Source organism: Collinsella sp. SGI.184 (assembly GCF_050313415.1).
In the GTDB taxonomy this organism is placed as follows: domain Bacteria; phylum Actinomycetota; class Coriobacteriia; order Coriobacteriales; family Coriobacteriaceae; genus Collinsella.
Genome location: NZ_JBNPLJ010000003.1, coordinates 1 through 25,135, shown reverse-complemented (window position 1 = coordinate 25,135; position 25,135 = coordinate 1). Strand labels below are relative to the sequence as shown.

General features: G+C 59.6%; 25 protein-coding genes. 11 read left to right on the top strand and 14 right to left on the bottom strand.

Going from position 1 to position 25,135, the window contains the following annotated elements; translation table 11 throughout:
• From ACQRAJ_RS01455 to ACQRAJ_RS01435, 5 genes are all read right to left on the bottom strand, one after another.
• Complete coding sequence (locus tag ACQRAJ_RS01455; RefSeq protein ID WP_427747524.1) at window positions 1-738, bottom strand: SAM-dependent methyltransferase; 738 nt, start codon at window positions 736-738, stop codon at window positions 1-3.
• A 257-nt stretch (window positions 739-995) separates the two neighbouring features.
• Window positions 996-1,871, bottom strand: coding sequence for an EamA family transporter (locus ACQRAJ_RS01450; protein ID WP_370450619.1), 876 nt, complete (start codon window positions 1,869-1,871; stop codon window positions 996-998).
• A gap of 450 nt (window positions 1,872-2,321) precedes the next feature.
• The gene (locus tag ACQRAJ_RS01445; protein ID WP_427747523.1) at window positions 2,322-3,020 is read right to left on the bottom strand and encodes an ABC-2 transporter permease; all 699 of its coding nucleotides are present in this window, start codon (window positions 3,018-3,020) and stop codon (window positions 2,322-2,324) included.
• Window positions 3,017-3,898 (bottom strand): ABC transporter ATP-binding protein, encoded by an 882-nt coding sequence (locus ACQRAJ_RS01440; protein ID WP_427747522.1) that lies wholly within the window; start codon window positions 3,896-3,898, stop codon window positions 3,017-3,019. The genes ACQRAJ_RS01445 and ACQRAJ_RS01440 overlap by 4 nt, the downstream gene beginning before the upstream one ends.
• 23 nt (window positions 3,899-3,921) lie before the next feature.
• Complete coding sequence (locus ACQRAJ_RS01435; protein ID WP_427747521.1) at window positions 3,922-4,302, bottom strand: GntR family transcriptional regulator; 381 nt, start codon at window positions 4,300-4,302, stop codon at window positions 3,922-3,924.
• 471 nt (window positions 4,303-4,773) lie between these two features.
• Here ACQRAJ_RS01435 and ACQRAJ_RS01430 point away from each other — a divergent pair, with 471 nt between their 5' ends.
• The 3 genes from ACQRAJ_RS01430 to ACQRAJ_RS01420 all read left to right on the top strand — a co-directional run bounded on the left by ACQRAJ_RS01430 (window position 4,774) and on the right by ACQRAJ_RS01420 (window position 7,956).
• Window positions 4,774-6,387 carry a peptide chain release factor 3 gene (locus ACQRAJ_RS01430; protein WP_427719358.1) on the top strand — a complete coding sequence of 538 codons (1,614 nt, stop codon included), beginning with the start codon at window positions 4,774-4,776 and terminating at the stop codon, window positions 6,385-6,387.
• Window positions 6,388-6,543: 156 nt separating this feature from the next.
• Window positions 6,544-7,266: a VUT family protein gene (locus ACQRAJ_RS01425; protein ID WP_427728338.1), complete on the top strand. Its 723-nt coding sequence runs from the start codon at window positions 6,544-6,546 to the stop codon at window positions 7,264-7,266.
• A 9-nt stretch (window positions 7,267-7,275) separates the two neighbouring features.
• Window positions 7,276-7,956, top strand: coding sequence for an SDR family NAD(P)-dependent oxidoreductase (locus ACQRAJ_RS01420; RefSeq protein WP_427747520.1), 681 nt, complete (start codon window positions 7,276-7,278; stop codon window positions 7,954-7,956).
• Between the two features lie 50 nt (window positions 7,957-8,006).
• On the opposite strand, the gene ACQRAJ_RS01415 is transcribed toward ACQRAJ_RS01420, so the two are convergent.
• Entirely contained in the window at window positions 8,007-8,732 is a 726-nt protein-coding gene (locus ACQRAJ_RS01415; protein WP_154516983.1) for a uracil-DNA glycosylase, read from the bottom strand.
• Here ACQRAJ_RS01415 and ACQRAJ_RS01410 point away from each other — a divergent pair.
• Window positions 8,638-9,099, top strand: a complete 462-nt coding sequence (locus tag ACQRAJ_RS01410; RefSeq protein WP_427747519.1) for a LysR family transcriptional regulator substrate-binding protein — start codon at window positions 8,638-8,640, stop codon at window positions 9,097-9,099. The genes ACQRAJ_RS01415 and ACQRAJ_RS01410 overlap by 95 nt on opposite strands.
• A 27-nt stretch (window positions 9,100-9,126) precedes the next feature.
• Here the strand turns inward: ACQRAJ_RS01410 and ACQRAJ_RS01405 are convergent, their stop codons facing one another.
• The gene (locus ACQRAJ_RS01405; RefSeq protein WP_427747518.1) at window positions 9,127-10,509 is read right to left on the bottom strand and encodes an MATE family efflux transporter; all 1,383 of its coding nucleotides are present in this window, start codon (window positions 10,507-10,509) and stop codon (window positions 9,127-9,129) included.
• A 178-nt stretch (window positions 10,510-10,687) separates the two neighbouring features.
• Between ACQRAJ_RS01405 and ACQRAJ_RS01400 the strand changes: the two genes are divergently transcribed.
• Complete coding sequence (locus ACQRAJ_RS01400) at window positions 10,688-11,503, top strand: putative RNA methyltransferase (RefSeq protein WP_427747517.1); 816 nt, start codon at window positions 10,688-10,690, stop codon at window positions 11,501-11,503.
• A gap of 129 nt (window positions 11,504-11,632) precedes the next feature.
• On the opposite strand, the gene ACQRAJ_RS01395 is transcribed toward ACQRAJ_RS01400, so the two are convergent.
• Complete coding sequence (locus tag ACQRAJ_RS01395) at window positions 11,633-12,034, bottom strand: hypothetical protein (RefSeq protein ID WP_427747516.1); 402 nt, start codon at window positions 12,032-12,034, stop codon at window positions 11,633-11,635.
• Window positions 12,035-12,474: 440 nt separating this feature from the next.
• Here ACQRAJ_RS01395 and ACQRAJ_RS01390 point away from each other — a divergent pair, with 440 nt between their 5' ends.
• Window positions 12,475-13,179, top strand: coding sequence for a class I SAM-dependent methyltransferase (locus tag ACQRAJ_RS01390; protein ID WP_427747515.1), 705 nt, complete (start codon window positions 12,475-12,477; stop codon window positions 13,177-13,179).
• 48 nt (window positions 13,180-13,227) lie between these two features.
• On the opposite strand, the gene ACQRAJ_RS01385 is transcribed toward ACQRAJ_RS01390, so the two are convergent.
• Window positions 13,228-13,524 carry a hypothetical protein gene (locus ACQRAJ_RS01385; protein WP_427747514.1) on the bottom strand — a complete coding sequence of 99 codons (297 nt, stop codon included), beginning with the start codon at window positions 13,522-13,524 and terminating at the stop codon, window positions 13,228-13,230.
• 77 nt (window positions 13,525-13,601) lie between these two features.
• Between ACQRAJ_RS01385 and ACQRAJ_RS01380 the strand changes: the two genes are divergently transcribed.
• Window positions 13,602-14,090 carry an N-acetyltransferase gene (locus ACQRAJ_RS01380; protein WP_154517003.1) on the top strand — a complete coding sequence of 163 codons (489 nt, stop codon included), beginning with the start codon at window positions 13,602-13,604 and terminating at the stop codon, window positions 14,088-14,090.
• A 118-nt stretch (window positions 14,091-14,208) separates the two neighbouring features.
• Here the strand turns inward: ACQRAJ_RS01380 and mscL are convergent, their stop codons facing one another.
• Entirely contained in the window at window positions 14,209-14,634 is a 426-nt protein-coding gene (mscL, locus tag ACQRAJ_RS01375) for a large conductance mechanosensitive channel protein MscL (protein WP_154517006.1), read from the bottom strand.
• A gap of 245 nt (window positions 14,635-14,879) precedes the next feature.
• On the opposite strand from mscL, the gene ACQRAJ_RS01370 reads away from it, so the two are divergent.
• The 3 genes from ACQRAJ_RS01370 (at window position 14,880) to ACQRAJ_RS01360 (ending at window position 20,601) form a co-directional block, all read left to right on the top strand.
• Window positions 14,880-16,883: a GTP-binding protein gene (locus tag ACQRAJ_RS01370; protein ID WP_427747513.1), complete on the top strand. Its 2,004-nt coding sequence runs from the start codon at window positions 14,880-14,882 to the stop codon at window positions 16,881-16,883.
• Window positions 16,884-16,976: 93 nt separating this feature from the next.
• Window positions 16,977-18,095, top strand: coding sequence for an AAA family ATPase (locus tag ACQRAJ_RS01365; RefSeq protein ID WP_427747512.1), 1,119 nt, complete (start codon window positions 16,977-16,979; stop codon window positions 18,093-18,095).
• A complete protein-coding gene (locus ACQRAJ_RS01360; protein ID WP_427747511.1) occupies window positions 18,088-20,601 on the top strand; it encodes an excinuclease ABC subunit UvrA in 2,514 nt (837 codons plus the stop codon). Before ACQRAJ_RS01365 ends, ACQRAJ_RS01360 begins: the two co-directional genes overlap by 8 nt.
• Before the next feature lie 111 nt (window positions 20,602-20,712).
• Here ACQRAJ_RS01360 and ACQRAJ_RS01355 read toward each other — a convergent pair whose 3' ends face one another.
• The 4 genes from ACQRAJ_RS01355 to ACQRAJ_RS01340 all read right to left on the bottom strand — a co-directional run bounded on the left by ACQRAJ_RS01355 (window position 20,713) and on the right by ACQRAJ_RS01340 (window position 23,778).
• Window positions 20,713-21,312, bottom strand: a complete 600-nt coding sequence (locus ACQRAJ_RS01355) for a tRNA (cytidine(34)-2'-O)-methyltransferase (RefSeq protein ID WP_427728310.1) — start codon at window positions 21,310-21,312, stop codon at window positions 20,713-20,715.
• A gap of 98 nt (window positions 21,313-21,410) precedes the next feature.
• Window positions 21,411-22,541 carry a GTP-binding protein gene (locus tag ACQRAJ_RS01350; RefSeq protein WP_427747510.1) on the bottom strand — a complete coding sequence of 377 codons (1,131 nt, stop codon included), beginning with the start codon at window positions 22,539-22,541 and terminating at the stop codon, window positions 21,411-21,413.
• Window positions 22,542-22,627: 86 nt separating this feature from the next.
• The gene (locus tag ACQRAJ_RS01345; protein WP_055252194.1) at window positions 22,628-22,969 is read right to left on the bottom strand and encodes an arsenate reductase family protein; all 342 of its coding nucleotides are present in this window, start codon (window positions 22,967-22,969) and stop codon (window positions 22,628-22,630) included.
• A 185-nt stretch (window positions 22,970-23,154) separates the two neighbouring features.
• Complete coding sequence (locus ACQRAJ_RS01340; RefSeq protein ID WP_427728306.1) at window positions 23,155-23,778, bottom strand: flavodoxin family protein; 624 nt, start codon at window positions 23,776-23,778, stop codon at window positions 23,155-23,157.
• A 258-nt stretch (window positions 23,779-24,036) separates the two neighbouring features.
• On the opposite strand from ACQRAJ_RS01340, the gene ACQRAJ_RS01335 reads away from it, so the two are divergent.
• On the top strand, window positions 24,037-24,906 hold the full coding sequence (locus tag ACQRAJ_RS01335; RefSeq protein ID WP_427719865.1) for a patatin-like phospholipase family protein: 870 nt from the start codon (window positions 24,037-24,039) through the stop codon (window positions 24,904-24,906).
• Window positions 24,907-25,135 lie beyond the last annotated feature (229 nt).

The following is a 25,135-nucleotide window of genomic DNA, read 5'->3' as shown; positions in this document are numbered from 1 at the left end:
TTAGAGCTTCCTCAGCACAATGGCGATGGTGTTGAGGTATTCGAGCGCACCGGCTTCAACGGCAGCGCGGTCGCCTGCTGCGTACTCGTTGTCGCAGGCGAGCCAGTCTTTCCATGCTTCGTCCGTGCAGAGCATAGGCTGCATCGAGACAATCTCGACGCCGGGGGTCGGCTCGATCATGGCGCGCCACCAGGCTATGTCGTGCATATAGTCGAGCTGCTCGGGTGTCCAGGATTTGAGCAGGCAAACGGGCAGGTTGTCGTGGCAGTCGCGAACCATGCCGGGGATGCTTAAGTAGAGCATCCCGCCTTGCTTTACGTAGGGGAGTAGGCGCTCACCAAGATAGTGTGGGTCACGGCCGTAGTAGTTGTACGAGTCGATACTTACGACCGCATCAAAATAGTCGTGCTCAAACGGCAGCCCCTGCGAGGCGTCTGCCTTAACAGGGTGAATCGTGTCGCGCGAGATACCGAGCGAATCGAAGAACGCACGGTTTTCGACGGGGTCGCTCCACAGATCGACAGCGTAGGTGTCAAACCCGTATTCGCGGGCGAGTAGGGCGCTGGTGATACCGGTGCCCGATCCAAGGTCGCAGACGCGGACGCCGCAGGGGATATGCACATCGCGAAGCAGCTCTTCGCAGAGCTTGAGGGGATTGGGGCCCATAATCTTAGAGCGTACGAGTGTCGCGCCGAAGCTAGTTGCTTTTGGGAAGGATTGAGATTCCTGGGTTTGCATTGTTCTTTCCTATCAGGTGCAAAAATGGCAGATGACGGAGGCGGAACGGCGCAACAAACCACGGCCGTTGGACGGCCGTTTTCGTGGTTCTATGCGATTGACCGTTCCCTAAAGAACAATGACCAAAAAGACATCCCCTTGGATGATCGAGACTGAGCCGAGGCCCGTGACGTTTATATTGTAAAACGTCACGGGCGTGCCGGGATATGCCGTTTGTCACGGATTTGCGAGCGTCTAGATCTCGCTTGGCATCGGCGCTATTTCCAAATCGCGAGCGCGGCGGTGCCCAGGACGATGAAGGCGAGACCGATGGCGCTGCGCCGTGAGAGTTTTTCGTTGAATGCCAGGCGCGCAAATAGTACCGATACGACAATCGATAGTTTGTCGATCTGCACCACGACGCTCACCTGGCCTGTGGCGATGGCGTAGTAGCACAGCAGCCACGATGCGCCAGTCGCAATGCCCGATGCCGCGAGAAATACGAGTTCGTAGCGGTCTACGTGCACGGCTTGGTCCATCTTGCCTTTAGCTGCCACGATTGCCCATGCCATAACCAGTACCACACAGGTACGGATTGCCGTGGCCAGGTTGGACTCGACGCCTTCGATGCCAACCTTGGCAAGGATGGACGTGAGCGCCGCGAACACGGCGGCGCCGAGGGCGTAAGCGAGCCAGGTCCGGTCTTGCTGCCGCTCGGATCCGGCAAACTGCTTCTTCTCGATCATTAAAAACGTGCCGAGGGTGATGACAGCGGTTCCCACGAGCTTAACCGCAAGGTTGCTCGTCTCGCCAAAAAGCACGATGGCGATCAGTGCAGCGAGTACGGTGCTCATCTTGTCGACCGGTACGACCTTATTGACGTCTCCGATGCCCAACGCCTTAAAGTAACAGATCCACGAAGCACCGGTAGCGAGTCCCGAGAGGACGAGAAAGAGCCAAGATCTGGGCTCGATGCTGCCGATGGTTCCAATGGATCCAGAAATGCCCGCCATTGCCCAGGCGAAAACGAGCACCACGCAGGTGCGAATGGCCGTCGCGACATCGGAGTCGGTCTGCTTGATGCCGCATTTGGCCAGGACTGATGTGACGCCGGCAAAGAAAGCCGACACAAATGCTGCTGCGACCCACGACACGGGTGAAATGCCTCCCCAAAGAACGACCGCGCCAGATTTACGGCGCTCGTCCGATGATACCGTCCCGCCATGAAGCTTTGATATCGCTGTGGTGAGATAGGGGCCATAGTTCGAGAGGGCATTTGGTTAAGGCTCGAATCGAAGGTGAATGGTTTTCCGCGAAGTGAACGAGTAAATCTGGACCCCTGGAACATGCACACTTTTTTCGAACAAAACTGCAGGATTCTTAGACAAAAACCGCAGGAATTGAGTCCTTAAAAATGTCGATGCTACAGGGCACTGTTTTTACTCGTTCACTTCTCGGAAAAGTATTCACCTTCGATATGCTGACGGTGTCTTTTTGGTTGCCAAGAACTAGACGGCCTGCTGTGAAGGGCGGTGGTGACGCTATGCCGCCTCGTTTCATTGAAAAAATAAGCGGGGTACCACCTAAGCTTTTTTAGCCGTCGATTACAGATCGCGTACTCGATAAACCTTGGTGCTGACAGCGCAGCTGATTACACATAGTGCGAGCGCCAGTACTGCAGTTCCTGCACACAGACAGCCAAGGACGGTGGGATCGGGATTCGCCCCGGCAATCGACATAAGCCAGTTGCTGATGGGGTTGGAGGAGCTCAACGTGGCCATGGCAAGGCACCCGAGCAGGGCAAACAGGCCAACGGATAGGCGCAGCGCCTCCATGTGTCCAAATCGAAAGAACAGCGGCTGCGACAAAAACACCATCATGAGGGAGATAAGCATCGATGCTGCCGAGGCAATTGCGATTTCAAAGACCGTCTGTCCGGTCGAAGGAATGCCCGCGCTGTTGAAGAGCGGGATGGAGGCGATGCTCAAAAGCGTGGCGGCGCACGTCATGACGGCCGAGAAGACAACGATGCTCAGGTAGCGTGCGCAGATGATGTCTTTGCGCGTGAGGGGCAGCGTTGCCCTATAGCGCTCCCATCCGTTTTGATTGTCGAAGCCGGCCAGCGAGCTCATGATCATGATAGGCGACATGGCGCTGAGCGCGCAGGCGCCGGCACTCATGCCGAAGTCGCCACCTGACGTGTTGGCGAGGGTCAGCACAACGAATATGAACAGGCCGACGCCCGCTATGCTTGGGACAAGCGTGCGAACGATGGCGAGCTCGGACATAAAGGCGCGTTTCATTTCGAAGCCCCTTTCAGCGTGAGGCGTAGATAATCGTCAATGGTTGCCCGATCGCAGGGAATCTCGGGGAAGGCCTCGAGCGTTTCGCGACGGTTGGGCACGAGCACGTCCACGCTATAAGCGTGGTGGGCGGCACGGGCGCCTTCGACGCAAGCCATAAGCTTGGCGGCCTGCGCTTGGGTACAGTGGGCGATGCCGGCGCGGTCGGTAATGTCCTCGCGCGGCAGGTCAAACACAATCGAGCCGTTATCGATGCAGATGATGCGGTCGGCAGCGCGATCGAGGTCGGACGTAATGTGGCTCGAGAGCAGCACGCTGCGCTGGCCGTCGGCGACAAAGGCAAGCAGCTCATCAAGCAGCTCCTCGCGTGCCATGGGATCAAGACCCGCGGTGGCTTCGTCCAAAACGAGCAGCTTGGCCTTGTGGCTGAGCGCACAGGCAAGCTGCAGCTTCATGCCCATGCCGCGGGAGAGGTCCTTGACCTTCGCCTTGGGATCCAAGCCAAATCGGTCGATGAGGCTGGCGAAGGTGTCGTGGCTCCAGGTGGGGTACGCCGGGCTTACGAGTGCCTCAACTTCGGTCACCTTGAGTGTGGAAGGGAAGGGGCATGTGTCCAGCACGAGGCCGACACGAGTGCGCAGACAACGCTGCGCTTCACCGGGCGCGTCGGCGCCGCAGTGCTGCCCAAACAGGTGCACCTCGCCGGCATCGAGCTTTATAAGCCCGAGAGCGGCGCGAATGGTCGTTGTCTTGCCGGCGCCGTTTGCGCCCACAAAGCCAACAATCTGGCCGGGCTCCACGGCGAGCGTGACATCGCGTAGTGAAAAGCGGTCGCTTACAGCGCGTGAGATGCCTTTGAGTTCAAGCAAGTTTTGCATGGTATAGCCTTTCTTGCAGATGGCTACTGCATGGTTTCGGGGGCTACCAGGTCGAGCATTTCGTGCAGTTTGTCGCGCGTGACGCCCAAGGCTTCGGCTTGGCTCGCCGCTTTCGCAAGCAGGTCTTCGATATGGCATAGCTGGTTTTCGCGCAAGAGCTCCTGGTTGCCCTCGGCGACAAAACAGCCCTTGCCCTGCACGGTGCAGATAAACCCGAGTTGCTCTAGGTCGGCGTAGGCGCGCTTGGTGGTGATGACGCTCACACCCAGGTCGCTCGCGAGTGCACGGATGCTGGGGAGTTTGGCTCCCGCAGCGAGCGTGCCCGATAAGATCTGAGCTTTGACTTGCGAGGTTATCTGCTCGTAGATGGGGTTGTCGCTCGAATTGGATAGGATGATGTCCACAGCGGCTCCTTAGCTGTTGGGCTACACGTGTATATAACCGGTAAGCACAGTATATATACACTATGCACAGTTATGCAAGAGGTAAATAGGGATTGTCCGCTCGTTCATTCATCTCAATCTGTAACATCTGGAACCGATTTGGACGGCTACCTGTTACAGATTGAGATTTTGCTGGTGGGCCCCACCTGGTTGTCTCAATCTGTAACAACTGGAGAAGTTTTTGGCTGCTAGATGTTACAGATCGAGATCTTTCTGGGACGCCCACCTGTTTGTCTAAATCTGTAACAGGTAGAGGTTCAAAAACCGTCTAGATGTTACAGATCGAGACAAACTGCTGCGGAGTGCCGTCATCGACTGCTACACAGGCCCCAACTGATAAATTTGTCCTGATAGGTGCCCTAGAGTGAGATTTCGCGGCTACAATAGTGCGGTTACAACGACGTAATGCACTCAATGCAAGAAAGGATCCGCATGGCAAGCCTGTCGGATGAAATCTCGTCGCGCCGCACATTCGCGATCATCAGCCACCCGGATGCCGGTAAGACCACGCTTACCGAGAAGCTGCTGCTCTATACCGGCAGCATCCAGACCGCCGGCTCGGTCAAGGGCAAGAGCTCGGCCAAGCATGCCGTCTCGGACTGGATGGACATCGAGAAGGAGCGCGGCATTTCCGTCACCTCCTCGGTGCTGCAGTTCACTTACAACGGCGCCTGCGTCAACATCCTCGATACCCCCGGTCACCAGGACTTTTCGGAGGATACCTACCGTACCCTTATGGCCGCTGACGCCGCAGTCATGGTCATCGACGGCGCCAAGGGCGTCGAGGCCCAGACCAAGAAGCTCTTTAAGGTCTGTACGCTGCGCCACATTCCCATCTTCACCTTTGTGAACAAGCTCGACCACGAGGCTCGCGATCCGTTTGAGCTCATGGAAGAGATCGAGAATGTCCTGGGCATCAATACGTATCCCATGAACTGGCCGATCGGCAGCGGCCGCAATTTCCGCGGCGTGTTCGATCGTCAGACCCGTCGCGTCATTGCCTTTGAGGGCGACGGTCACGCCAACGCCACCAAGAAGGTCGCTGAGGTCGAGGCCGAGCTGGGCGATTCTTCCATGGATGAGCTCATCGGCGAGGAGAACCATAAGAACCTGATGGACGACATCGAGCTGCTCGATGGCGCCGGCGACGAGCTCGACTTGGATGCCGTGGCCTGCGGCAAGCTGAGCCCGGCGTTCTTTGGCTCGGCGCTTACCAACTTTGGCGTGGAACCCTTCCTTAAGGAGTTTCTGCGTCTAGCCCCGACGCCGCGTGCCTATACCGATACGCTTACCAGTGAACCGGTCGATCCCTGCCGCGACGACTTTAGCGGCTTTGTGTTTAAGATCCAGGCCAACATGGACAAGAACCACCGCGACCGCATCGCCTTTGTGCGCATTTGCTCGGGTAAGTTCGAGCGCGGCATGGATGCCTTCCACGTGCAGGGCAACCGCAAGCTTAAGCTTGCCACGGGCACGTCGATGATGGCCGACGACCGCGCCATCGTGGACGAGGCGTACGCGGGCGATATCGTGGGCCTGTTCGACCCGGGTATCTTTAGTGTCGGCGACACCGTGTGCTCCGGCAAGCGCCATGTGCAGTACCCACAGATCCCGACGTTTGCCCCCGAGATGTTCGCTCGCATTACGCAGGTCGACACGCTCAAGCGCAAACAGTTCGTCAAGGGCATGGAGGAGCTTGCCCAGGAGGGCGCCATCCAGATCTTCCGCGAGCTGGGTGCCGGCATGGAGAGCGTCATCGTGGGCGTGGTCGGCGTGCTACAGTTTGAGGTGCTCGAGCGCCGCCTCAAGGCCGAGTACCGTGTTGAGGTTCGTCGCCAGCCGCTGCCCTATACGGACATTCGCTGGATCCAGAACGACCCCGACACCATCGATATCCCGGGCCTTTCGCTCACGCGCGACACGCTGCGCGTCGAGGACATGCGCGGTGGCAAGCTGTTGCTGTTTACGAGCCCGTGGAACGTGGATTGGGCAACCGACCACAACCCCGACCTTATCCTGTCGGAGTTTGGCAACGTAGTCTTTTAACGCATCGGCGCGGTGGCCCTGTGGGGCTGCCGCGCTGCCTGCTTGCCTGATGCCGCATGAGCGGCTATCATGCCCACCGTCGCCTCAAGACCGGGGCGTCCGAGCAGTTCGGGTCCGATATCCTGCTCGTTAAACCTAAAACCAAAGGAGTACATAATGATCAAGAAGGTCATGGAGGACTACAAGGTCCTGTTGCGGAGCATTCCCGCGGCAACGGTTTCGCTGTTTTTCGTGAGCGTCATCATGATGAACCTGCTGGCCAACAAAGAGCTCATCAGCCTGCCGTATCTGGCACTCGATTGCGGCTTTGTGGTGAGCTGGGTCTCGTTTTTGTGCCAGGACATGATCTGCAAGCGCTTTGGCGCCAAGGCATCCATCAAAATCTCTATCCTCGCACTGGCGGTCAACCTTGCCGTGAGCCTGTGCTTTTGGGCGTGCTCGCTCACACCCGGTATGTGGGGCGCCTACTACGACACGGGCATGATCGAGGTCAACACCGCCCTTAACGCCACCATCGGCGGCACCTGGTACGTGGTGCTGGGCTCTTCGCTGGCAATGTTCGTTTCTGCCGTGGTTAACTCCACGCTCAACCAGTCGCTCGGCCGTATGCTCAAAAAGAATAACTTTGCGAGCTTCGCCTTCCGCTCCTATGTGTCCACGGGTGTTGGCCAGTTTATCGACAACCTGGTCTTTGCCATTGTGGTGAGCCACACGTTCTTTGGTTGGACCTGGGTGCAGGTCCTTATGTGCTCGCTGACCGGCGCTGTCGCCGAGCTGCTGTGCGAGGTCTTCCTGAGCCCCGTGGGCTACAAGGTCGTGCGCGGCTGGGAGCGTGAGAATGTGGGCGCCGAGTACCTTGAGCGTCACGCAACCGCCTAAGGAGCAAGTATGCGGGTTTTGATTACGGGCGCTTCGGGCGGTATCGGAGCCGCGTGCGTGCGGCGCTTTTTGGACGAGGGCCACGAGGTCGTGGGCTTTGATCTGCTGCCGGCGGTGATCGAACACGAGCGCTACCGCCATCTGATTGTTGATGTCCGCGAGCCGGGCTCGTTTCCAGGCGACCTTGAACCCCAAGTGATCGTGAACGTTGCGGGTACGCAGGATTCGGTCGACGATATCGCCGCCAACCTGTGTGGCACCATCAACGTGACCGAGCGCTACGCCTTTGTGGGGGAGGGGCTTGCTGCCAAGCCGGCGCCCGCTATCAAATCCGTGGTCAATGTGGGGTCGGCGAGCGGGCATACGGGATCGGAGTTTCCCGCCTATGCTGCCAGCAAGGGCGGCGTTATCGCCTACACCAAGAACCTTGCAAACCGCCTGGCACCGCAGGCCATCGCCAACAGTGTGGACCCGGGTGGCGTTATCACGCCGCTCAACCGTTGCGTGATGGAAGACGAGCACCTGTGGAACCAGATTATGGAGCTCACGCCGCTTAAACGCTGGGCAACCGCCCAAGAGATTGCCGAGTGGATCTACTTTGTGGGCGTGACCAACCGGTTTATGACCGGGCAGAGCCTGCTCATTGATGGTGGCGAGGCCGGCCGCACACAATTTATTTGGCCCGAATAGGAAACGCGCCCGATGGAAAGCCGTCGGGCGCGTTTTTGATATATCGATTTTTAGCCGAGACAAGTCCAGTTGACGGGGGTCGAGCCGTGCTGTTCGAGTAGCCGATTGGCTGCCGAGAAGGGTCGCGACCCCATAAAAGCGGGGAGTTCTGCCGTGGCACGGTTGGCCGAAAGCGGCGAGGGGTGCGTGGAGGCAAGGCAGAACTTGCCGGTTGTTTTGCCCGCGTCGATTGCGGCGAGCTTGCCCTCAACCATCTGCTGGGCAAAGCGGCCCCATGCCAAAAAGACTACCGGTTGGGGTAGCTGGCAGCAGCGTTCGATAACGTAGTCGGTGAGCGTACTCCAGCCCAGCTTGGCGTGTGAGTTCGCGGCATGCTCGCGCACGGTAAGCGTAGTGTTGAGGAGCAGGACGCCCTGTTGTGCCCATGGCGTCAGATCTCCCGTGGCGGGAATGGGACAACTCAGATCGGCTTTGAGTTCCTTATAGATGTTGCGCAGGCTTGGCGGCAACTTGGTTTGCGTCGCGGGGACCGAGAACGATAACCCCATGGCCTGGTTGGGCCCGTGATAGGGATCTTGGCCCAAGATGACAACTTTGACCTGGTCGGCCGGCGTGTAGGCGAGGGCATTGAGGATGTCGTCTTGTGCCGGGTAGATGGTCTGCTCGGCACGCAAAAGGGCGATGCGCTCGAGCAGCTGGTTCGTAGTGTCACGTACCGGCTGCGGCGCATCGTCCAACCAAGTTGCTATGTTGCGGTCGCGAGTTGCGGTGTCCATGGAGCTCCTTTATGGCAAATGCTACGTTGGCATCTATTGTAAAGGCGCACCGGTTGCCTTTATGCCGCGGCTGTATGAGGGGCGGGGTCTACGAGACGTGCTCGATGCATTCGCGGCGCATGGCCTGTCGCCGCACGTGACGAGCGAGGTCACCGACGACTACACCATTATGGCGATGGTGGAGGAGGGCCTGGGCGTGAGCATGCTGTATCGCCGTACCGTTGAGGGCATGCAGGCCGATATTCGCGTACGTCCCATCGTGCACGCCCCCTCACGCGACGTAGTGGCGGCCTGGCGCAGCTGGGACACCATGCCTATCGCCACGAGGCGCTTTATCGACTATATGAGCTCGCATATTGTCAATTAATGACTGGCGTGGCGTTGAGTGCGGTGTTTAGCAGGCTGTCGCTTTGGCTTGGGTAGCGCGATGGGTGCGTGCCGGGTGGCAGAGTAGTACCGCCACGACCATAAAGAACGCCGTGGTGCCCAGGCTGATGGGGTAGACCATCATGATGTTCGCAAAGGTGCGGAAGTGCGGGAACACGCAGAATACCCAATAGAAGCGGATGCCGCAGACGCAGATCATGGTGATAAGGGCGGGTATGAGCGAGATACCAAAGCCGCGCAGGTAGCCGGACATGTTCTCGTAGAACATGCTAAAGGCATACGCAGGGAAGATCGAGCACACGCGGATATAGCCGATCGAGACGATGTTGGGATCGCTGTTGAACAACGACAAGATCTCGCGCCCCAGGCCGACAATAACAATAATCGTGGTGAGCGCGACGATACCGCCTTCGACCAGGCAGACCTTAAGGGTCTTGGTGCAGCGGTCGATCTGGCGGGCACCGTGGTTTTGCCCCACAAAGGTGGTGCAAGCCTGGCTAAAGCTGTTGAGCAGGTTGTAGCACACGTACTCCAGGCTCATGGCGGCGCTCGAGGCCGCCATGACCTCGGTGCCCAGGCTGTTGATGGCGGACTGGATGATGATGTTGGCGACGGCAAAGACGGCGCTTTGGATGCCGGCGGGCAGGCCGATCTTGACGATGCGCTTGAGGGCGACGGGGTCGATAGCAAGGTCGCGCGGGGTGACGCGGACGACGGAGTCGGTCTTGAGCAGGCGGATAAAGAGTGTAGCGGCGCTGACGGTGTAGGCGATGACGGTGGCGATGGCGACACCCGCGACGCCCCAGTGGAGTACGGGGACAAAGATGAGGTCCAGGCCAATGTTGAGGACGGTGGACACGGCAAGCGCTTGCAGCGGCATGCGGGTGATGCCGACGGAGCGGAAGATCGCGGCCTCAAAGTTGTAGAGCAAGATTGAGGGCATGCTGAGCAAAAAGACGCGTAGATAGAGCGAAGCGAGCGGCATGGTCTCGGCGGGAACGTTGAGCGCGGCGAGCATGGGCTCGGCAAAGATCTCGCCCAGAGCGATGACGACAAAGCCCACGAGCGCCATTAAAATCGAGGTATGGACGGCGCGTTTGACCATATTCTGATCGTTGCGGCCGATAGCGTTGGCGATGACCACGTTGGAGCCAAGCGACATGCCAATAAACAGGTTGAGCATAAGGCTGGTAAGCGGAACATTGGAGCCGACTGCCGCCATGGCGAGGGTTCCCTGGTCGCCCGAGAAGTTACCGATAATGACCGTGGCGATGAGGTTTGACAGCTGCTCCAAGATGCTCGTGGCGGCCACGGGCAAGGCGAACAGGGGGATATTGCGCCACAGCGAGCCGGTGGTCATGTCGATGTGCTTAGATGCGGTATCAGCCATACGCTCTCAATTTCTAACGTGCTATTTCGTGCTTATTTGCGCAGACGATGATACTCCTAATCACCTAGTCATTGGGGGCGTTCTTAAACGACTAGTCATTCAAGAACGTCCCCAATGACTAGGTGGGGAAGGCGTGCGACAATGGTGTACGTTGTGTTGTTCGCGCTAAGGAGTTGCCATGTTGTTGTGTCCCGTTTGCCATGAGCCGTTGGTAGACGACGAGCGCGGTGCTGCATGCGCGGGCGGACACCGGTTTGACCGTGCGCGCGAGGGTTATCTATATCTGCTACGTTCGTCCAAGAGCGGCGACTCCATGGGCGATCCCAAGTCGCAGGCACGCAGCCGTCGTGACTTTTTGAACCGTGGCTACTATGCGCCGCTGCGCGATGCAATGGTCGAGCTGGTGCGCAAACGGGTTTCTGGGCGTGCTGCGTCTACAGGCGGTCCCATGACGCTGCTCGATATTTGCTGCGGTGAGGGTTACTACACCAGCGCCATGGGCGCGGTGCCGGGCGTGGACGCTTATGGCTTTGACCTGGGCAAAGAAATGGTACGCCTGGCCACCAAGCGCGGCGATGCGACCTATTTTGTGGCCAACATGAAAGACATCCCAGTGGCCGATGGCGCCTTCGATATGGTGACCGAGCTCTTTGCTCCCTTTAACGAGCGCGAGTTTGCCCGCGTGTTGGCGCCGGAGGGTTCGCTCTACACCGTGGTGCCGGGTGCCCGTCATCTCTTTGGGCTCAAGGAGGTGCTCTACGACACGCCGTACCTCAACGACGAAAAGCTTCCGAAGACGATGGAGCTTAAACTGGTCGGCACACAGCGGGTGTCCGCGAATATTACGCTCCAGACCCAGGCCGACATCGAGGCGGTGTTCCAGATGACGCCGTACTACTACCGCACACGCCCTACCGACAAAGAGCGCCTGGCAAACCTGGACACCCTTAAAACCGACATCGACTTCATCATTGCCGAGTACCGCCACAGCTAACCAACCTGCCAAAAAGGGACAGGTTTATTTTGGCAGGTTTTATCTGGGCAAATGTAAAGGGCCGACCGCGTTACTGCGCGATCGGCCCATGTTAGTTGCTTGGCTGCAGGGGTTATGAGAAGCGAGTGCCTACAGGCGGTCCTTGTTCTCGGCCTTAACGGCGTGCGCCTGCTGAACAAAGAACAGGTCGTAGACCACGATGACAAAGGCACCGATATTGACGGCGCTGCCGCCGAGTGCGGGAAGCGTGAGCACGGCCTGCACAATCGTGGCGATTGCGGCAACGATGCCGAGCTTAAACGCGCTATCCACCTGCGAGGGCTTGTTGGCGCCCTTGATGCCCGCAACACCTGCGGAAAGATCGACAATGCCCTTGACGACAAGCACGACCGCGGCGAGCATGGCGTTCGACCCGTACGTGGAATCGAGGCTGCCCCTGGCGATACCGATGCCGGCGATGACGAGGCTGGCGATGCCCAAAACAAAGTAGACGAGGGCAAGGATTTTGAGAGTCTTGCGAGCGGAGCTCATGGCTGGTCCTTTCGATACGAGTACGCCGATCTGGCGTAGCCCATGTGTTGCACATATGGTGAAGCACATTGTAGTTCAACGCAGCGATGCGTGCGCCTGAAAGCGCTTTGAGCCCGCGCAGCCCAATCCGACCTTTCAAAAAGGAAAGCTGGACGTAAGCCAAATCGATGGCAGCTCATGTGCGGCGCTGCGATGATGAGACCGTAACAAGGAGCCGTTCTTAAGGAGGAGCCATGATGTACGGAGCAGGGCGAGTGCATGAGCCGCGGTCGTTGGGAAGGCGCATGGGCGATTCTGTGATCGCTGCCGTGTGCACGGGATTGATGGCGGTGCTTTGCATTGGGATGCTGTGGGCCATGTCGCATGTGGGACAATAGCGGACGGTTGGGTGCTGGCATAAACGGCGCTCACGTATTCATTTTGCTTGTTAAGGAGTACCCATGGGCGTCGTCGATCCCTTTTCTGTTGCTCGGGCCGCGGGGCTTGAGCTGACCGGGAAGTCCGCGGGCCTCACGCTCACCGACGGCACGATGGAGTTGCGTGCCGATTTTGACCGCATGCTGCCACGGCTCAAACAGGGTCGTCTGCAGCAAGAGCTGTTGGTAAAGGCTGCGCGCGCAAAAGGCGTCGAGTGCCCATGGGCGATTGATGCCACGGCAGGCTTTGGCGAGGATTCGCTGCTGCTGGCGGCTGCGGGCTTTACCGTCGATCTGTATGAGCAGGATTGCGTGATCGCGGCGCTCCTCAAGGATGCCTTGGATCGCGCGGCAGATAATCCGGCGCTTGCGACTGCCGTGGCACGCATGCGCTTACATGCGGGCGAGGACAGCATTGCAGGCCTTCACCATATAACTGAGTTAATCGGGCAGGGCGAGCTCACCGCTCCCGACGTGGTGTATCTGGACCCCATGTTTCCCGAGCGCACAAAGAGCGCGGCGGTTAAAAAGAAGTTTCAACTCTTGCATCATCTGGAACAGCCGTGTGCCGATGAGGAGACGCTGGTCGAAGCTGCGCTTGCGGTGCGCCCGCGCAAGGTCGTTATCAAGCGGCCGATGAAGGGGCCGCTGCTTGCCGGCGTTAAGCCGAGCTATCAACTTGCGGGCAAGGCCGTTCGTTACGATGTTTTGGTGCCGCCGCGCCCGTAGCTTGCGTGCGATGGTTGGCGCTCCGTCAGTGTCGTGCCGATGCGGGGCCTATTTCCAAGGGTGCGACGTCAGGTGCCAGCCGCCGCAGTATTCGCATTTGTAGCAGGCCAAACCACGCCGCCCGCGGTTTTCGCAGTCGGCCATAACGGCCTCGGCCTCGGCGCGTGTGTCGTAACGGTTTTTGCGCTCGCACGACTTGTAGCGCCAGGCTTCATCGCGCTCGGCGTTCAGGGCGTCGCGGCGCTCGTCCTCGCGCGCAAACAGGTCGCTCATAGCGCCACCGGTGGCAGCGCCCAAAAACTCGCTTTTGGCCTTTGACCAGGCGGCTCGCTTTTTGCTTCCCATCTGCTTCTCGCCCCTCTTCAAACGCTGGTATCATTGCTCAATCAAAGTGATACCAATAAACGTGAGGTCGCCGCGTGATGATCAGAAAAACCCTCGATACCGACATTCCCGCCGTCATGGCTATCTATGACGCGGCCCGTGCCTTTATGCGCGCGCATGGCAACGCCACGCAGTGGCCCGAGGGCACGCCTTCTGCCGAGCAGCTGGCTGCCGATATCGCCGCCGGTGGTAGCTATGTGTTCGAAGTCGACGGCCGCGTGGTGGCGACGTTTGCCTTTTTACCGGGCCCGGACGAGTGCTATGACGTAATTGAGGACGGGCAATGGCGTAGCGACACTCCGTACGCCGTGCTGCACCGTGTGGCGTCCGACGGCACCGTGCACGGTATCGCGGCTGCGATGTTCGCCTTTGCCAAAGAGCGTGCCGACCATCTGCGTATCGATACGCATCGGGACAACCTGCCCATGCAGGGCGCGAGTATTAAAGCGGGGTTTGAGCGTGCCGGCGTCGTGTATGTTTCGGACGGCACGCCGCGTGTTGCATTTGACTGGCTGCGCGAGGCATAAGAGCGGGGGCGCGTATCTACGCTCCGTGTAAGCGAAAATGGCCCCGGGTGGGGCCATTTTTAATCGCTGCGCTGTTTTACAAGGTGGTAGATGTCGCTCGCTGTCGGCTCTAAGGCACCTACGCTCGGGGCAGCTCGCTTCCGCAGTGGCAACACTTGGTCGCGCCTTCGTGCACCTCTTCCAGGCAATACGGACAGACGGGCGCCGGTGCGGCTTCCTCGGCGGTGGCACCGGCGAGCCTGTCGCCGATCTCCTGCGCCTTGTTGAATGCCTTGACGATGGCAAAGACGATTGCCGCCACAATCAAAAAATTGATGCACGAGCCGATAAAGGCGCCAAAGTCGATATTAGTGCCCGGCACCACCAGCCCCGAGATCTCGGTAGCGCTACCGCCGGCAATCACGGAGATAAGCGGGTTGATGATGTTATCGGTAAGTGAGGTCACGATGGCGGTGAATGCGCCGCCGATAATCACGCCGACGGCCATGTCCATCACGTTGCCGCGATTGATGAATTCCTTGAACTCGTTGAGCAATGTCTTCATGGTGATTCCTCGCTGTTGTGGGGTTCGCGTTGTTGCCGCCCCGGATGAGCTCGGGCAGGCAAAAAGGGGAGGTGCCGGCTTTCGCAAGGCGCGAACCTACGAAAATCGCCGCACGGCAACGCGGGGCGATGAGCTCGGTCGGGGGATAGGGCCCGCTTCGCCCGCCGGCCCGTAAATTGTATCATCCAGTGTGGAACGAGAGCGCCCGTTTCCGCGTGCGACGGGCTTGCAATAAGAGGAGAGCCATGTCGAAGCAAGCGGTCGTTGGAATCTTGGCGCATGTCGATGCTGGCAAGACCACGCTGGCCGAGGCCATGTTGTTCAATGCGGGTCGCATTCGTAAGCGCGGCCGCGTGGACGATGGCGATTCGCATCTGGACACTAACGCGATCGAGCGCGAGCGCGGCATTACGATTTTCTCGTCGCAGGCCGTGCTCGACCACGGTGATACCCGCGTCATGCTCGTGGATGCACCGGGGCATGTCGATTTTTCTGCCGAGGCGGAGCGCACGCTGCGCGCACTCGACTACGCGATTTTAGTTGTGGGCGCCAACGACGGCGTGCAGGGGCACACCGAAACCCTGTGGCGCCTGCTTGCACGCTATGACATTCCGACGTTCATCTATATCAACAAAATCGATTTGGAGAATCCCGGCCGCGATGTTTTGCTGGCACAACTTGGGCGGCGTCTTTCCGAAGGCTGCCTGGATGCCAACGAACTGCTGGAGGGCGGCGCCGTTCAGGAGGACGCTGCAGCGTTGGACGAGGCGGCGCTCGAGGAGTTTCTTGAGGCAGGTGAGCTTTCCGTCGCAACGCTGTCGCGCATGGTTGCCGAGCGCAAGCTCTTTCCCTGCTTTGCCGGCTCGGCGCTCAAGGACCAGGGCGTGAGCGAGCTGCTGGATGGCATATGCGTGCTGATGCGCGAACAGATATGGCTTCCGGAGTTTGCCGCACGCGTCTATCGTGTCAGCCGCGGGGATCGAGGCGAGCGCTTGGCATGGGTTAAAGTGACCGGCGGCACGCTGTGTGCAAAACAGATGATCAGCGGACGTTCCGGTGCCGAGGTATGGGAGCAGAAGGTCGATCAGGTGCGCATCTATAACGGCGAAAAGTATGAGCTTGCCCAAGAAGTTGCTGCTGGCGGTATTTGTGCCGTGACGGGTCTTGCGCACGTTCGCCCAGGGGACGCCTTGGGTGCGGAGCCCGTGTGTGATGCGCCCGTCATCGCTCCGGTCCTCACCTATACGGTGCTTCCGGGCGAACACGATGTCCATGCGGTGTTTAAAGCGCTGACTGAGTTGGCGGACGAAGACCCCATGCTCGGCGTAAGCTGGAATACTCATCTGGAGCAGATTCACCTGCAGCTGATGGGCGCCGTGCAACTCGAGGTCGTGCAGCGGGTGTTGGCCGATCGCTTTGGCCTTTCGATTTCGTTTGAGCCCGGCGGCATTCTCTATAAGGAGACCATTTCGCAGCCGGTCGAGGGCGTGGGCCACTTTGAGCCGCTGCGCCACTATGCCGAGGTGCATCTGCGCCTAGAGCCGTTGCCGGCGGGTTCGGGCGTGCAGTTTGGCACCGTGACTTCGACCGACGAGCTCGATCTTAACTGGCAACGCCTGGCGCTCACAAACGCCATGGAGCGAGATCACCTGGGCGTGCTGACCGGCTCGCCCATCACCGATGTGCGCATTACGCTCACAGGTGGCCGTGCGCATGCCAAACACACCGAGGGCGGCGACTTTCGCCAGGCCACGTACCGCGCGATTCGCCAGGGGCTCATGCAGGCGCGTGAGGCCGGCGCGGCGGTGCTGTTGGAGCCGTGGTATCGCTTTGAGCTCGAGGTGCCGGGGGAGTGTGTGGGCAGGGCGTTGTCAGACGCCACGCGTATGGGAGCCGACTACGAGCCGCCGACGATGGCGGGCGAACGGGCAAAGCTTGTGGGTCGCGTGCCGGCATCCGAGGTGCAGGATTATGCGCTGGAGGTGGCCGCTTACACGAGCGGTCGCGGGCATCTGTACCTGGAGTTTGCCGGCTATGCGGCATGCCATGATGCCGAGCGCGTCATCGAGACTGTCGCCTATGAGCCCGAGGCCGATCTACCCAACACGCCCGACTCGATCTTTTGCTCTCACGGCGCTGGCTACACGGTCAAGTGGTACGACGTCCCCGAGGCAGCCCACGTAAAGGTCGATCCCGCCACCTTCCGCCCCTGGCGAGCGGCGGACGTCGAGTTTTTCGGCCATAGGTGATAGAGGGTCAGTCTCTTTGTCGCATCCTGTTGGTATAACTCGGTATAAGTTGGTATAACTGTTACCAGGGTTTGCCAATCCGAGGAGGCCGACATGAATCCAAATCCCTTTAAGCCCACGGCTGGCAAGCGGCCTCCGATACTCATCGGCCGCGAGTCGGTCATCGAAGATTTCGAGGAAGGGCTCGATAACGGCGCCGGAGCGCCGGGCAGGCTCATGCTCATTACGGGAAACCGCGGCTGTGGCAAAACAGTTCTCTTGCGGGAGCTGCAGCGTTTAGCTAGCGAGCGCGGATGGGCGGTTGTCTCCGATTCCGCCTCGCTTGGCCTATGCGACCGCTTGGCCGACGCGCTTCGCTCGAATAAACCCGTTGTGACGTCAATGGAGTTTGGTCCGTCGTTTGGCCGAATGTCGGTCGAGGCGGCGCGGGCAAAAGGCGAGACGTTGCGCGGGTTAGTCAACGAACGCCTCAAGAAACTCGGGCCGGGAAAGGGCTTACTGTTTGCGATTGACGAGGCCCAATCGGCATCTATCGAGGAGCTGGCGGCGCTGGCCGTTCTCTATCAGCAGGTGCTCGGAGACCAGGATGCTACGGGCTTGCCCGATAGCGACCAGCGCGGTCTTGCGCTGGTTTTTGCCGGCTTGCCCAGCATGGTTGATGACTTGCTCGAAGAGCCGAGCGTAACGTTTTTGCGCCGCGCCCAGCAGCGTACGCTGGGGGCGATTTCTTTGCCCAAAGTGCGCGATTCATATATCCAGACGGTCAAAGGCACTGGTCTTTGCGTTGATGCGGAGACGGCGGACCTTGCGGCGCGCAAGAGCATGGGGTATCCCTATATGGTTCAGCTGGTGGGATATTACATGTGGAGGTCTGCTGTCCGGCGTGACTCGCGGGTCATTGAAGTGTGCGATGTCGAGGCTGGCTACGCCGATGCCATCTCCGAGTTCTATGAAGCAGTCGACGCCCCTTTGTATTACGGGTTGCGCAGTCCGCAGCGCCTCTTTATCGAGGCCATGGCGGCTGATGGGGGCAAGCCGACGCGCATGGCTGACATCATTGAGCGCTGCGACCGCACCCAAAGCTGGGCGAGTAAATATCGCGCAAGCCTGATTCGCGAGCGCGTCATCGAGGCTGCCGGATACGGCCTCGTCCGGTTTACCGTGCCCATGCTGGGCGAGTACATCCGCGACCGCGTTTTATGGCATGAGTAGGGTGATAAAGGTGACGGAACAGAAGATGAGCCCGCAGGCTATAGAGGTACGTGGCGCGCGTGTGCACAACCTCAAGGACATCGATATCGATATTCCGCTGGGAAAGCTCGTGGGTATTGCTGGCGTATCGGGTTCGGGCAAGAGTTCGCTGGCACTGGGCGTTCTTTACGCCGAGGGCTCGCGTCGCTACCTGGAGGCGCTTAGCACCTATACTCGCCGCCGTCTGACGCAGGCCGAACATGCCCAGGTGGACGAGGTGCTGCACGTACCGGCGGCGCTCGCATTGCATCAGCGCCCCAGCGTGCCGGGTGTGCGCTCGACCTTTGGTACCATGACCGAGCTCAACAATAGCCTGCGTCTGCTCTTTAGCCGTTGCGCCCATCACGTGTGCCCGCACTGCGGGGCGCGCGTGGAGCCGAGCCTTAACGTGGCCGCGGGCCTGTCGCTCACGTGCCCCGAGTGCGGCCGTGAGTTCTACGCGCCGGGTGCCGAGGACCTTGCCTTTAACAGCAGCGGCGCGTGTCCCACCTGCGGCGGCACCGGTGTCATGCGCGAGGTGGACGAGGCGAGCCTGGTGCCCGACGAGTCCAAGACTATCAACGAAGGCGCGGTGCTTCCTTGGGGCATGCTCATGTGGGATCTGATGAAGCAGGTGGCAGGCGAGATGGGTGTGCGTACCGACGTGCCGTTTAACCAGCTCACGCCTCAAGAGCGCGACATCGTGTTTCACGGCCCGGCGGTTAAGAAGCACATTCTCTACGTTCCCAAAAACGGCGAGGGCGCTACGCCGCTCGACTTCACCTATTACAATGCCGTCTATACCGTCGAGAACGCGCTCGCCAAGGTTAAGGACGACAAGGGCTTAAAACGCGTGGCGCGCTTTTTGCGCGAGGGGCCATGTCGTGACTGTGGCGGCACGCGCCTCTCCGAGGCTGCGCGCCAGCCCCAGGTGCGCGGTATCAATCTGGCGCAGGCCGCGGCCATGACGCTGGGCGAGGCGATTGAGTGGGTGCGCGGGGTGCCCGCATCCTTGCCGGCCGAGATGCGGCCCATGGCGATGGATATCTGCGATTCGTTTTTGAGCGCGGCCCGTCGCCTGGTCGATCTGGGTCTCGACTATCTTTCGCTCGATCGCGCCGGCGCCACGCTCTCCACGGGCGAGCGTCAGCGCGTGCAGCTCGCCCGCGTGGTGCGCAACCGATCGACGGGCGTGCTCTATGTGTTGGACGAGCCTTCGATTGGCTTGCATCCTGCCAATGTTGATGGTCTGGTAGGCGTGATGCGCGATCTGGTTGATGACGGCAACACCGTGGTTGTTGTCGACCACGATACACGTGTGCTGGTGGAAGCCGACTATCTGGTCGAGATGGGCCCCGTTGCCGGAGCTGGCGGCGGTAATGTGATTGCCGCTGGCACGGTGGACGAGGTCGAACAATCGCAGGGCAGCCGCATCGCCCCGTTTTTGCGCGCAGACCCCAAGCGTATGCGCCCGCAGGTGACTGACGACGAACTGTTCGACCAGGGCCACATCCGCATGGCAACCGATGCCATCCATACCGTCAAACCGCTCGAAGTCGATATACCGCGCGGTCGCCTTGTCGCGGTGACGGGCGTTTCGGGTTCGGGTAAGACGACGTTGGTGCTCGAGACACTCATCCCGGCGCTTAAGGCCCAGGCAGCTGGCGAGCGCCTGCCAAGCCATGTGCGCTGGGTCGACGCCGAGGGTATCGCACGCGCAAACCTGATTGACGCCACACCTATCGGCGCCAACGTGCGCTCGACGGTAGCGACCTATGCCGACATCCATGATGAGCTGCGCCGCGCCTTCGCCCGTACGCCCGAAGCCAAGGCAGCCGGCTACAAGGCGGGTGCCTTTAGCTACAACACTGGCACCTTGCGCTGCCCTACATGCGATGGCACGGGCTCGATATCGCTCGACGTGCAATTTTTGCCCGACGTCGAGATCATCTGCCCAGCATGTCGAGGCTCGCGTTATGCAGACGCGGCTTCGCATATCCATCGCGAGGGCAAGGACGGGAGCAAGCTTACGTTGCCGCAGCTCATGGACATGAGCGTGGACGAGGCTCTCGACGCCACGGTGGGGCTCAAGAAGGTTCAGGCGCGCTTGCTGACCTTGCACGACCTGGGCTTGGGCTATCTTACACTCGGTGAGCCCACGCCGGCGCTTTCGGGCGGCGAGGCGCAGCGTTTAAAGCTTGCGAGCGAGATGGGCCGCGTGCAGGACGATGCCGTATTCGTATTCGACGAGCCCACGATCGGCCTGCATCCGCTCGATGTTCAGGTGCTGCTGAACGTGTTTGACGGCCTCGTCGCCAAGGGCGCCACGGTTATCGTGATCGAGCACGATCTCGACCTTATCCGCAATGCCGATTATGTGATCGACATGGGGCCGGGCGGTGGCGATGCGGGCGGGCAAGTCGTCTGCGCCGGCACTCCGGGGGATATCGCTGCTTGCTCCAAGAGCATTACTGGCCGCTATCTATAGGCAATGAGGCAAAGGGACAGCCCTTTGTCGCTTTGATGCCAAAACCAATTTCTCAAGGGTTAGAGGGTTTGAAAGTCTACCATTTCTGCCCCGTCCCCTAATGGCAGGTTTTTACATACCGGCAAAGCCTGTCTGGCGCAGGGCTTCGTAGAGGACGATGGCGGCGCTGTTGGAGAGGTTGAGTGCGCTGATGCGGTAGTCGTCCGGATTGACGAAGTTGCCGCAGATATCCTGCCGAAGGATGGCCTCATGGCCGTTCTCGGTATGTCCGAGCGATTCCTCGTGGGCTTCCCAGGCCTCGGCGTTGTCGAGTGAGTCACAATCGCGCAGCATGGGGATGCGCTCGCAACGCTCGGGCGCTGCGGCGAGCAGCCCTTCGGGAATCCCCGAGCTTTCGCTGCCAAAGACCAAATAGTCGCCGTCACGGTAAGTGCTTTGCGCATAGGTTCGGCGTGCCTTTTTGGTCAGCAGATGCAAGCGGTCGTCGGCGGGGGAGAGGTCATTGCGCGCAAGGAAATCCTCCCAGCTGGCATAGGTCGTCACGTCCAAGTTTTGCCAGTAGCCCAGGCCGGCGCGACGCACCGTTTTGTCGTCGAGCGAAAAGCCCAGTGGCTCCACCAGATGCAGGCGGGCGCCGGTAACCACGCAGGTACGGCCGATATTACCCGTATTGGCCGGAATCTCGGGAGCATACAGCACGATATTGAACATGAATCTCCTTGGCATAGAACGAAAAACCACCACGAAGGGGCAGTCACCTTCGTGGTGGTTTGATGGTTACGTGGGCGGAAAACGCCCACTTGGATAACCTAAGCGCGGTGCCAGTCGGTCAGGCAGGCATCGAGGGCGGCGATGAGCGCATCCTTGTCCATGTGACGGCCGATGATGCACAGGCTCGTCATGCGGTCGCCCGTCTCGTCGTCCCAAATCTGCATGATCTCGGGGTTCTCGTCGATGATCTTCTGCTTCTCGCCCTCGGGCGCCGAGTCAACGAACAAGCCGTTCTCCATCAGGCGCATCTGGCGGCCGGCCTGCTCGAACATGTAGCACATGTCCGGATCGCCGGTCTGCCACAGCGGACCCTTGACGCGAATGACCTCGTCGGGCCACTCCTGCTCAACAAAATCGGTGAACTTCTGCAGGTCAAACGGCTTACGGCGCGAGTACACAAAGGTCTCGATGTCGTACTCGAGCACCTCGGGGTCGTCGTGCTCCTCGGGATGCTCCATGGCCTCGATCCAGGCGGCGGAGTTGTAGGCGCGCATAAAGTCGAAGCGATCGGTATCGAGCAGCTCCTCCATGGGGACCTCGCCGTTTTGAGCCTCGACAATCACGGCGTCCTTCTGCAGGCTGCGCACGATGGCCTTGAGCTCGGCGATCTGCTCAGGGCTCACGGTATCGGTCTTGTTGAGGATCAGCGTGGAGCAAAACTCGATCTGCTGGATGAGCAGGCTCTCGATGTCGTCCTCGTCGATATCCTCGGCCAGCAGGTCGCGACCGCCGTTGAACTCGTCGTACATGCGGGCGCAGTCGACCACGGCAACGATGTTGTCGAGCGCGAGCTTGGGTTCGCCGCCCACTTTGGCCTCGTCGCAGAAGCTCGAGATGGTGTAGGCGATGGGGATGGGCTCGCAAATACCGGAGGCCTCGATGATGATGTAGTCGAAATTGCCCGAATCGGCAATGCCCTGCAGCTGGTTGGCCAGGTCGTCCGAAAGCGTGCAGCAGATGCAGCCGTTGGTGAGCGGGATGAGGTCGTCGGTCTCGGAAAGGCCACCGTCGGCGATAAGGCTGGCGTCGACGTTGATCTCGCCGATATCGTTGACGATCACGGCGGCGCGGATGCCGCCGTCGTTGGCGAGGATATGGTTGAGCAGCGTGGTCTTGCCGGCACCGAGGTATCCGGTAAGCATGATGATCTTCACGGGCTTGTTGGGCATGTGCCCTCCTTTGTTAGATATGGCTTACAGCTGAATCTTATGCCAAACGCCTGCTCTTATACCCACGCGCCGGCAAATAACACAGGCTACTCCCAGGCTCCCCATACATCGGGGCAATAACCGACGGTGGCCTTTTTGCCGTTGCGCACGATGGGCTCGGCCAGTACCTGCTGATTCTCGAGCAGCTTATCAAAGCGCTGGCTGGGAGTGAGGTGCTGGATAAGTGCGAGTGTCTCCTCGTCCTTGGCTTTGGGGTTGAGCAGCTTGTCGATGCCGCCGACCGCCTGCATCACGCTCGTGAGCTCGCCTTTGCTCATCTCCTTTTCCTTAAGGTCAATAAACTGCACCTTAATGCGGCGCTCCTTAAAATAGCGCTGGGCCTTCTTGGTGTCGAAAGACTTTTTGGTGCCGAAGATTTGCACGTTCATGTATCTGTTCCGCCGTTCTAACGAACGGCGGTCACCTCGACGCTGCAAAGCCATCTGATGGGCAATCTGCCTTTCAATCGTCGGGCGCGGGCAACAGCCCAGCGCCCTCCTCTTTCAAGGCACCTTGCCTCATCAGCTGGCTTTTTGCTGACATTGATAGAACATCGAGGTGACCACCGCTGGACTTATCGAATGAAGTTGGTGCGCTCGCGATCGGCTTCGGGCGCGCTGATGCCGGCGGCCTGTCCTGCTTCGATACATTGCAGGAGCCAGGCCATGTTCTTGCCGATGTTGCGCATGGTGGCAAGGCCCTCGGCATCCCCATCGGCGTCGCCGGGCACGCGACCAAAGACGTTGTTCCAGTACGTGGAGGCGACCACGGGCATCTGGTTAATGGTGAAGTACTTGTTGAGCACATCGAAGGTGGTCGACGTGCCACCGCGACGGGCGACAGCGACCGCGGCGCCGGGTTTGTGCGCAAAGGCGTGCCCGCCCGCATAGAAGGCGCGATCGAGGGCCGAAAGGATGCGTCCGCTGGGGTGCGCATAGTAGACGGGTGAGCCAAAGACAAAGCCGTCTGCCTGCTCAGCGGCAGCGATGAGCTCGTTCACCACGTCGTCGTCAAAGGTGCAGCGACCCCCAAGCTTGCCACACTGGCCGCAACCGATACAATCGCGAATGGGCTTGGCGCCCAGCTGAAACACCTCGGTATCAATGCCTTCGGCATTGAGCTGCTCGGCGACTTCGGCGAGTGCGCGGGCGGTGTTGCCGTTTGCCTTGGGACTGCCATTGACCAAAAGAACCTTCATCACAAACTCCCTCTGCTGTCGGTGACTTCTGCTGAGAATTATCTCACGTTGCGTGCGATGACGTTGGCATGGTGCGGGCGATGTTTATCCCGCAACGTTCTTAAGGGCGTTCATGCCTAAGGCCATCTAGGGGCATTGCGGTACGGCATGGGGAATGCATTGGGAAACGTTCGATAAATGCTTATAAACACGTTTCTGACGGCATACGTTGACAGATATACTTGTTGAGTTCAAAAGCATGGGAACGGAGATGGTTGCATGGCACAGCCGGAGACATCACACACAGTGGGGCTTGCGCTCGAGGGAGGCGGCTACCGCGGTATGTATACGGCGGGCGTGCTCGACGTTTGGATGGAGCACGGTTTGACCTGCGATCATATGGTGGGTGTCTCGGCGGGCGCGGCGTTTGGCTACAACTTTAAATCGCGCCAGATCGGCCGCGCCATTCGCTACAACAAAGCCTATTGTGCCGACAAGCGCTATGCGAGCGTGACCAGCTGGCTGCGAACCGGCGATATGTTCAATGCCGATTTTGCCTATCACGAGGTGCCTATCGAGCGCGATCCCATCGACTTGGAGGCGTATCGCGCCTGCCCCATGCGATTTACGTGCGTGTGTACCGATATCGAGACGGGCAAGGCCGTCTATCACGATCTGCCGTATGGCGACGAGCGCGATATCGAGTGGATTCGGGCATCGTCGGCGATTCCCGTGGCGACCAAGCCCGTCTGGATTGATGGACATCGATATCTGGATGGCGGTGTGGCCGATTCTATTCCCAGCGCATGGCTGTTTGCGCAGGGGTATGACCGTAACATCGTGGTGCTGACGCAGCCGGCGGGCTTTGTGAAACAACCCAATAGCTTGATGCCTATGCTGCGCCGCGTGTTTCGCCGCTATCCAGAGTTTGTCGCGGCGCTTGAGCACCGGCACGAGGTTTATAACGCCACGCTCGATGACCTGACGCGTCGCGAGGCCGGCGACGAGGTTTTTGTGGTGCGTCCGAGCGAATCGGTGAAGGTGCCATCGCTGTGTCGTGAGCCAGAGGAGCTCGAACGTATCTACCAGGTCGGTCGGCGTGATGCGGAGGCCACGTTGCCCGCACTAGAGGTGTATCTGGCAGGGTAGAGCCACGGTCGCTGACTCGGCGGAAAATGCATCTCAGAATGAGCCTTCGAAATGGGGCATAGTTTCCCATGGAGACCGCTCGGGAAAGCGTGCCCCACTTTTCGGCCGTAGTTTGGGACACAGTTTCCCGTTGGGCGGATTTCGGAAAGCATGTCCCGGAATTTGCGCCCAGAACGGGATACAGTTTCCCAGACGGCGGATTCCGGAAAGTGCATCCCGGAATCTACGT

Bases quoted from the DNA above. Each gene is read 5' to 3' on its own strand.
- ACQRAJ_RS01455 (WP_427747524.1), bottom strand. From the start codon at position 738: ATGCAAACCCAGGAATCTCAATCCTTCCCAAAAGCAACTAGCTTCGGC.
- ACQRAJ_RS01445 (WP_427747523.1), bottom strand. From the start codon at position 3,020: ATGAAACGCGCCTTTATGTCCGAGCTCGCCATCGTTCGCACGCTTGTC.
- ACQRAJ_RS01440 (WP_427747522.1), bottom strand. From the start codon at position 3,898: ATGCAAAACTTGCTTGAACTCAAAGGCATCTCACGCGCTGTAAGCGAC.
- ACQRAJ_RS01430 (WP_427719358.1), top strand. From the start codon at position 4,774: ATGGCAAGCCTGTCGGATGAAATCTCGTCGCGCCGCACATTCGCGATC.
- ACQRAJ_RS01425 (WP_427728338.1), top strand. From the start codon at position 6,544: ATGATCAAGAAGGTCATGGAGGACTACAAGGTCCTGTTGCGGAGCATT.
- ACQRAJ_RS01420 (WP_427747520.1), top strand. From the start codon at position 7,276: ATGCGGGTTTTGATTACGGGCGCTTCGGGCGGTATCGGAGCCGCGTGC.
- ACQRAJ_RS01410 (WP_427747519.1), top strand. From the start codon at position 8,638: ATGCGCTCGAGCAGCTGGTTCGTAGTGTCACGTACCGGCTGCGGCGCA.
- ACQRAJ_RS01415 (WP_154516983.1), bottom strand. From the start codon at position 8,732: ATGGACACCGCAACTCGCGACCGCAACATAGCAACTTGGTTGGACGAT.
- ACQRAJ_RS01405 (WP_427747518.1), bottom strand. From the start codon at position 10,509: ATGGCTGATACCGCATCTAAGCACATCGACATGACCACCGGCTCGCTG.
- ACQRAJ_RS01400 (WP_427747517.1), top strand. From the start codon at position 10,688: ATGTTGTTGTGTCCCGTTTGCCATGAGCCGTTGGTAGACGACGAGCGC.
- ACQRAJ_RS01395 (WP_427747516.1), bottom strand. From the start codon at position 12,034: ATGAGCTCCGCTCGCAAGACTCTCAAAATCCTTGCCCTCGTCTACTTT.
- ACQRAJ_RS01390 (WP_427747515.1), top strand. From the start codon at position 12,475: ATGGGCGTCGTCGATCCCTTTTCTGTTGCTCGGGCCGCGGGGCTTGAG.
- ACQRAJ_RS01385 (WP_427747514.1), bottom strand. From the start codon at position 13,524: ATGGGAAGCAAAAAGCGAGCCGCCTGGTCAAAGGCCAAAAGCGAGTTT.
- ACQRAJ_RS01380 (WP_154517003.1), top strand. From the start codon at position 13,602: ATGATCAGAAAAACCCTCGATACCGACATTCCCGCCGTCATGGCTATC.
- mscL (WP_154517006.1), bottom strand. From the start codon at position 14,634: ATGAAGACATTGCTCAACGAGTTCAAGGAATTCATCAATCGCGGCAAC.
- ACQRAJ_RS01370 (WP_427747513.1), top strand. From the start codon at position 14,880: ATGTCGAAGCAAGCGGTCGTTGGAATCTTGGCGCATGTCGATGCTGGC.
- ACQRAJ_RS01365 (WP_427747512.1), top strand. From the start codon at position 16,977: ATGAATCCAAATCCCTTTAAGCCCACGGCTGGCAAGCGGCCTCCGATA.
- ACQRAJ_RS01360 (WP_427747511.1), top strand. From the start codon at position 18,088: ATGAGTAGGGTGATAAAGGTGACGGAACAGAAGATGAGCCCGCAGGCT.
- ACQRAJ_RS01355 (WP_427728310.1), bottom strand. From the start codon at position 21,312: ATGTTCAATATCGTGCTGTATGCTCCCGAGATTCCGGCCAATACGGGT.
- ACQRAJ_RS01350 (WP_427747510.1), bottom strand. From the start codon at position 22,541: ATGCCCAACAAGCCCGTGAAGATCATCATGCTTACCGGATACCTCGGT.
- ACQRAJ_RS01345 (WP_055252194.1), bottom strand. From the start codon at position 22,969: ATGAACGTGCAAATCTTCGGCACCAAAAAGTCTTTCGACACCAAGAAG.
- ACQRAJ_RS01340 (WP_427728306.1), bottom strand. From the start codon at position 23,778: ATGAAGGTTCTTTTGGTCAATGGCAGTCCCAAGGCAAACGGCAACACC.
- ACQRAJ_RS01335 (WP_427719865.1), top strand. From the start codon at position 24,037: ATGGCACAGCCGGAGACATCACACACAGTGGGGCTTGCGCTCGAGGGA.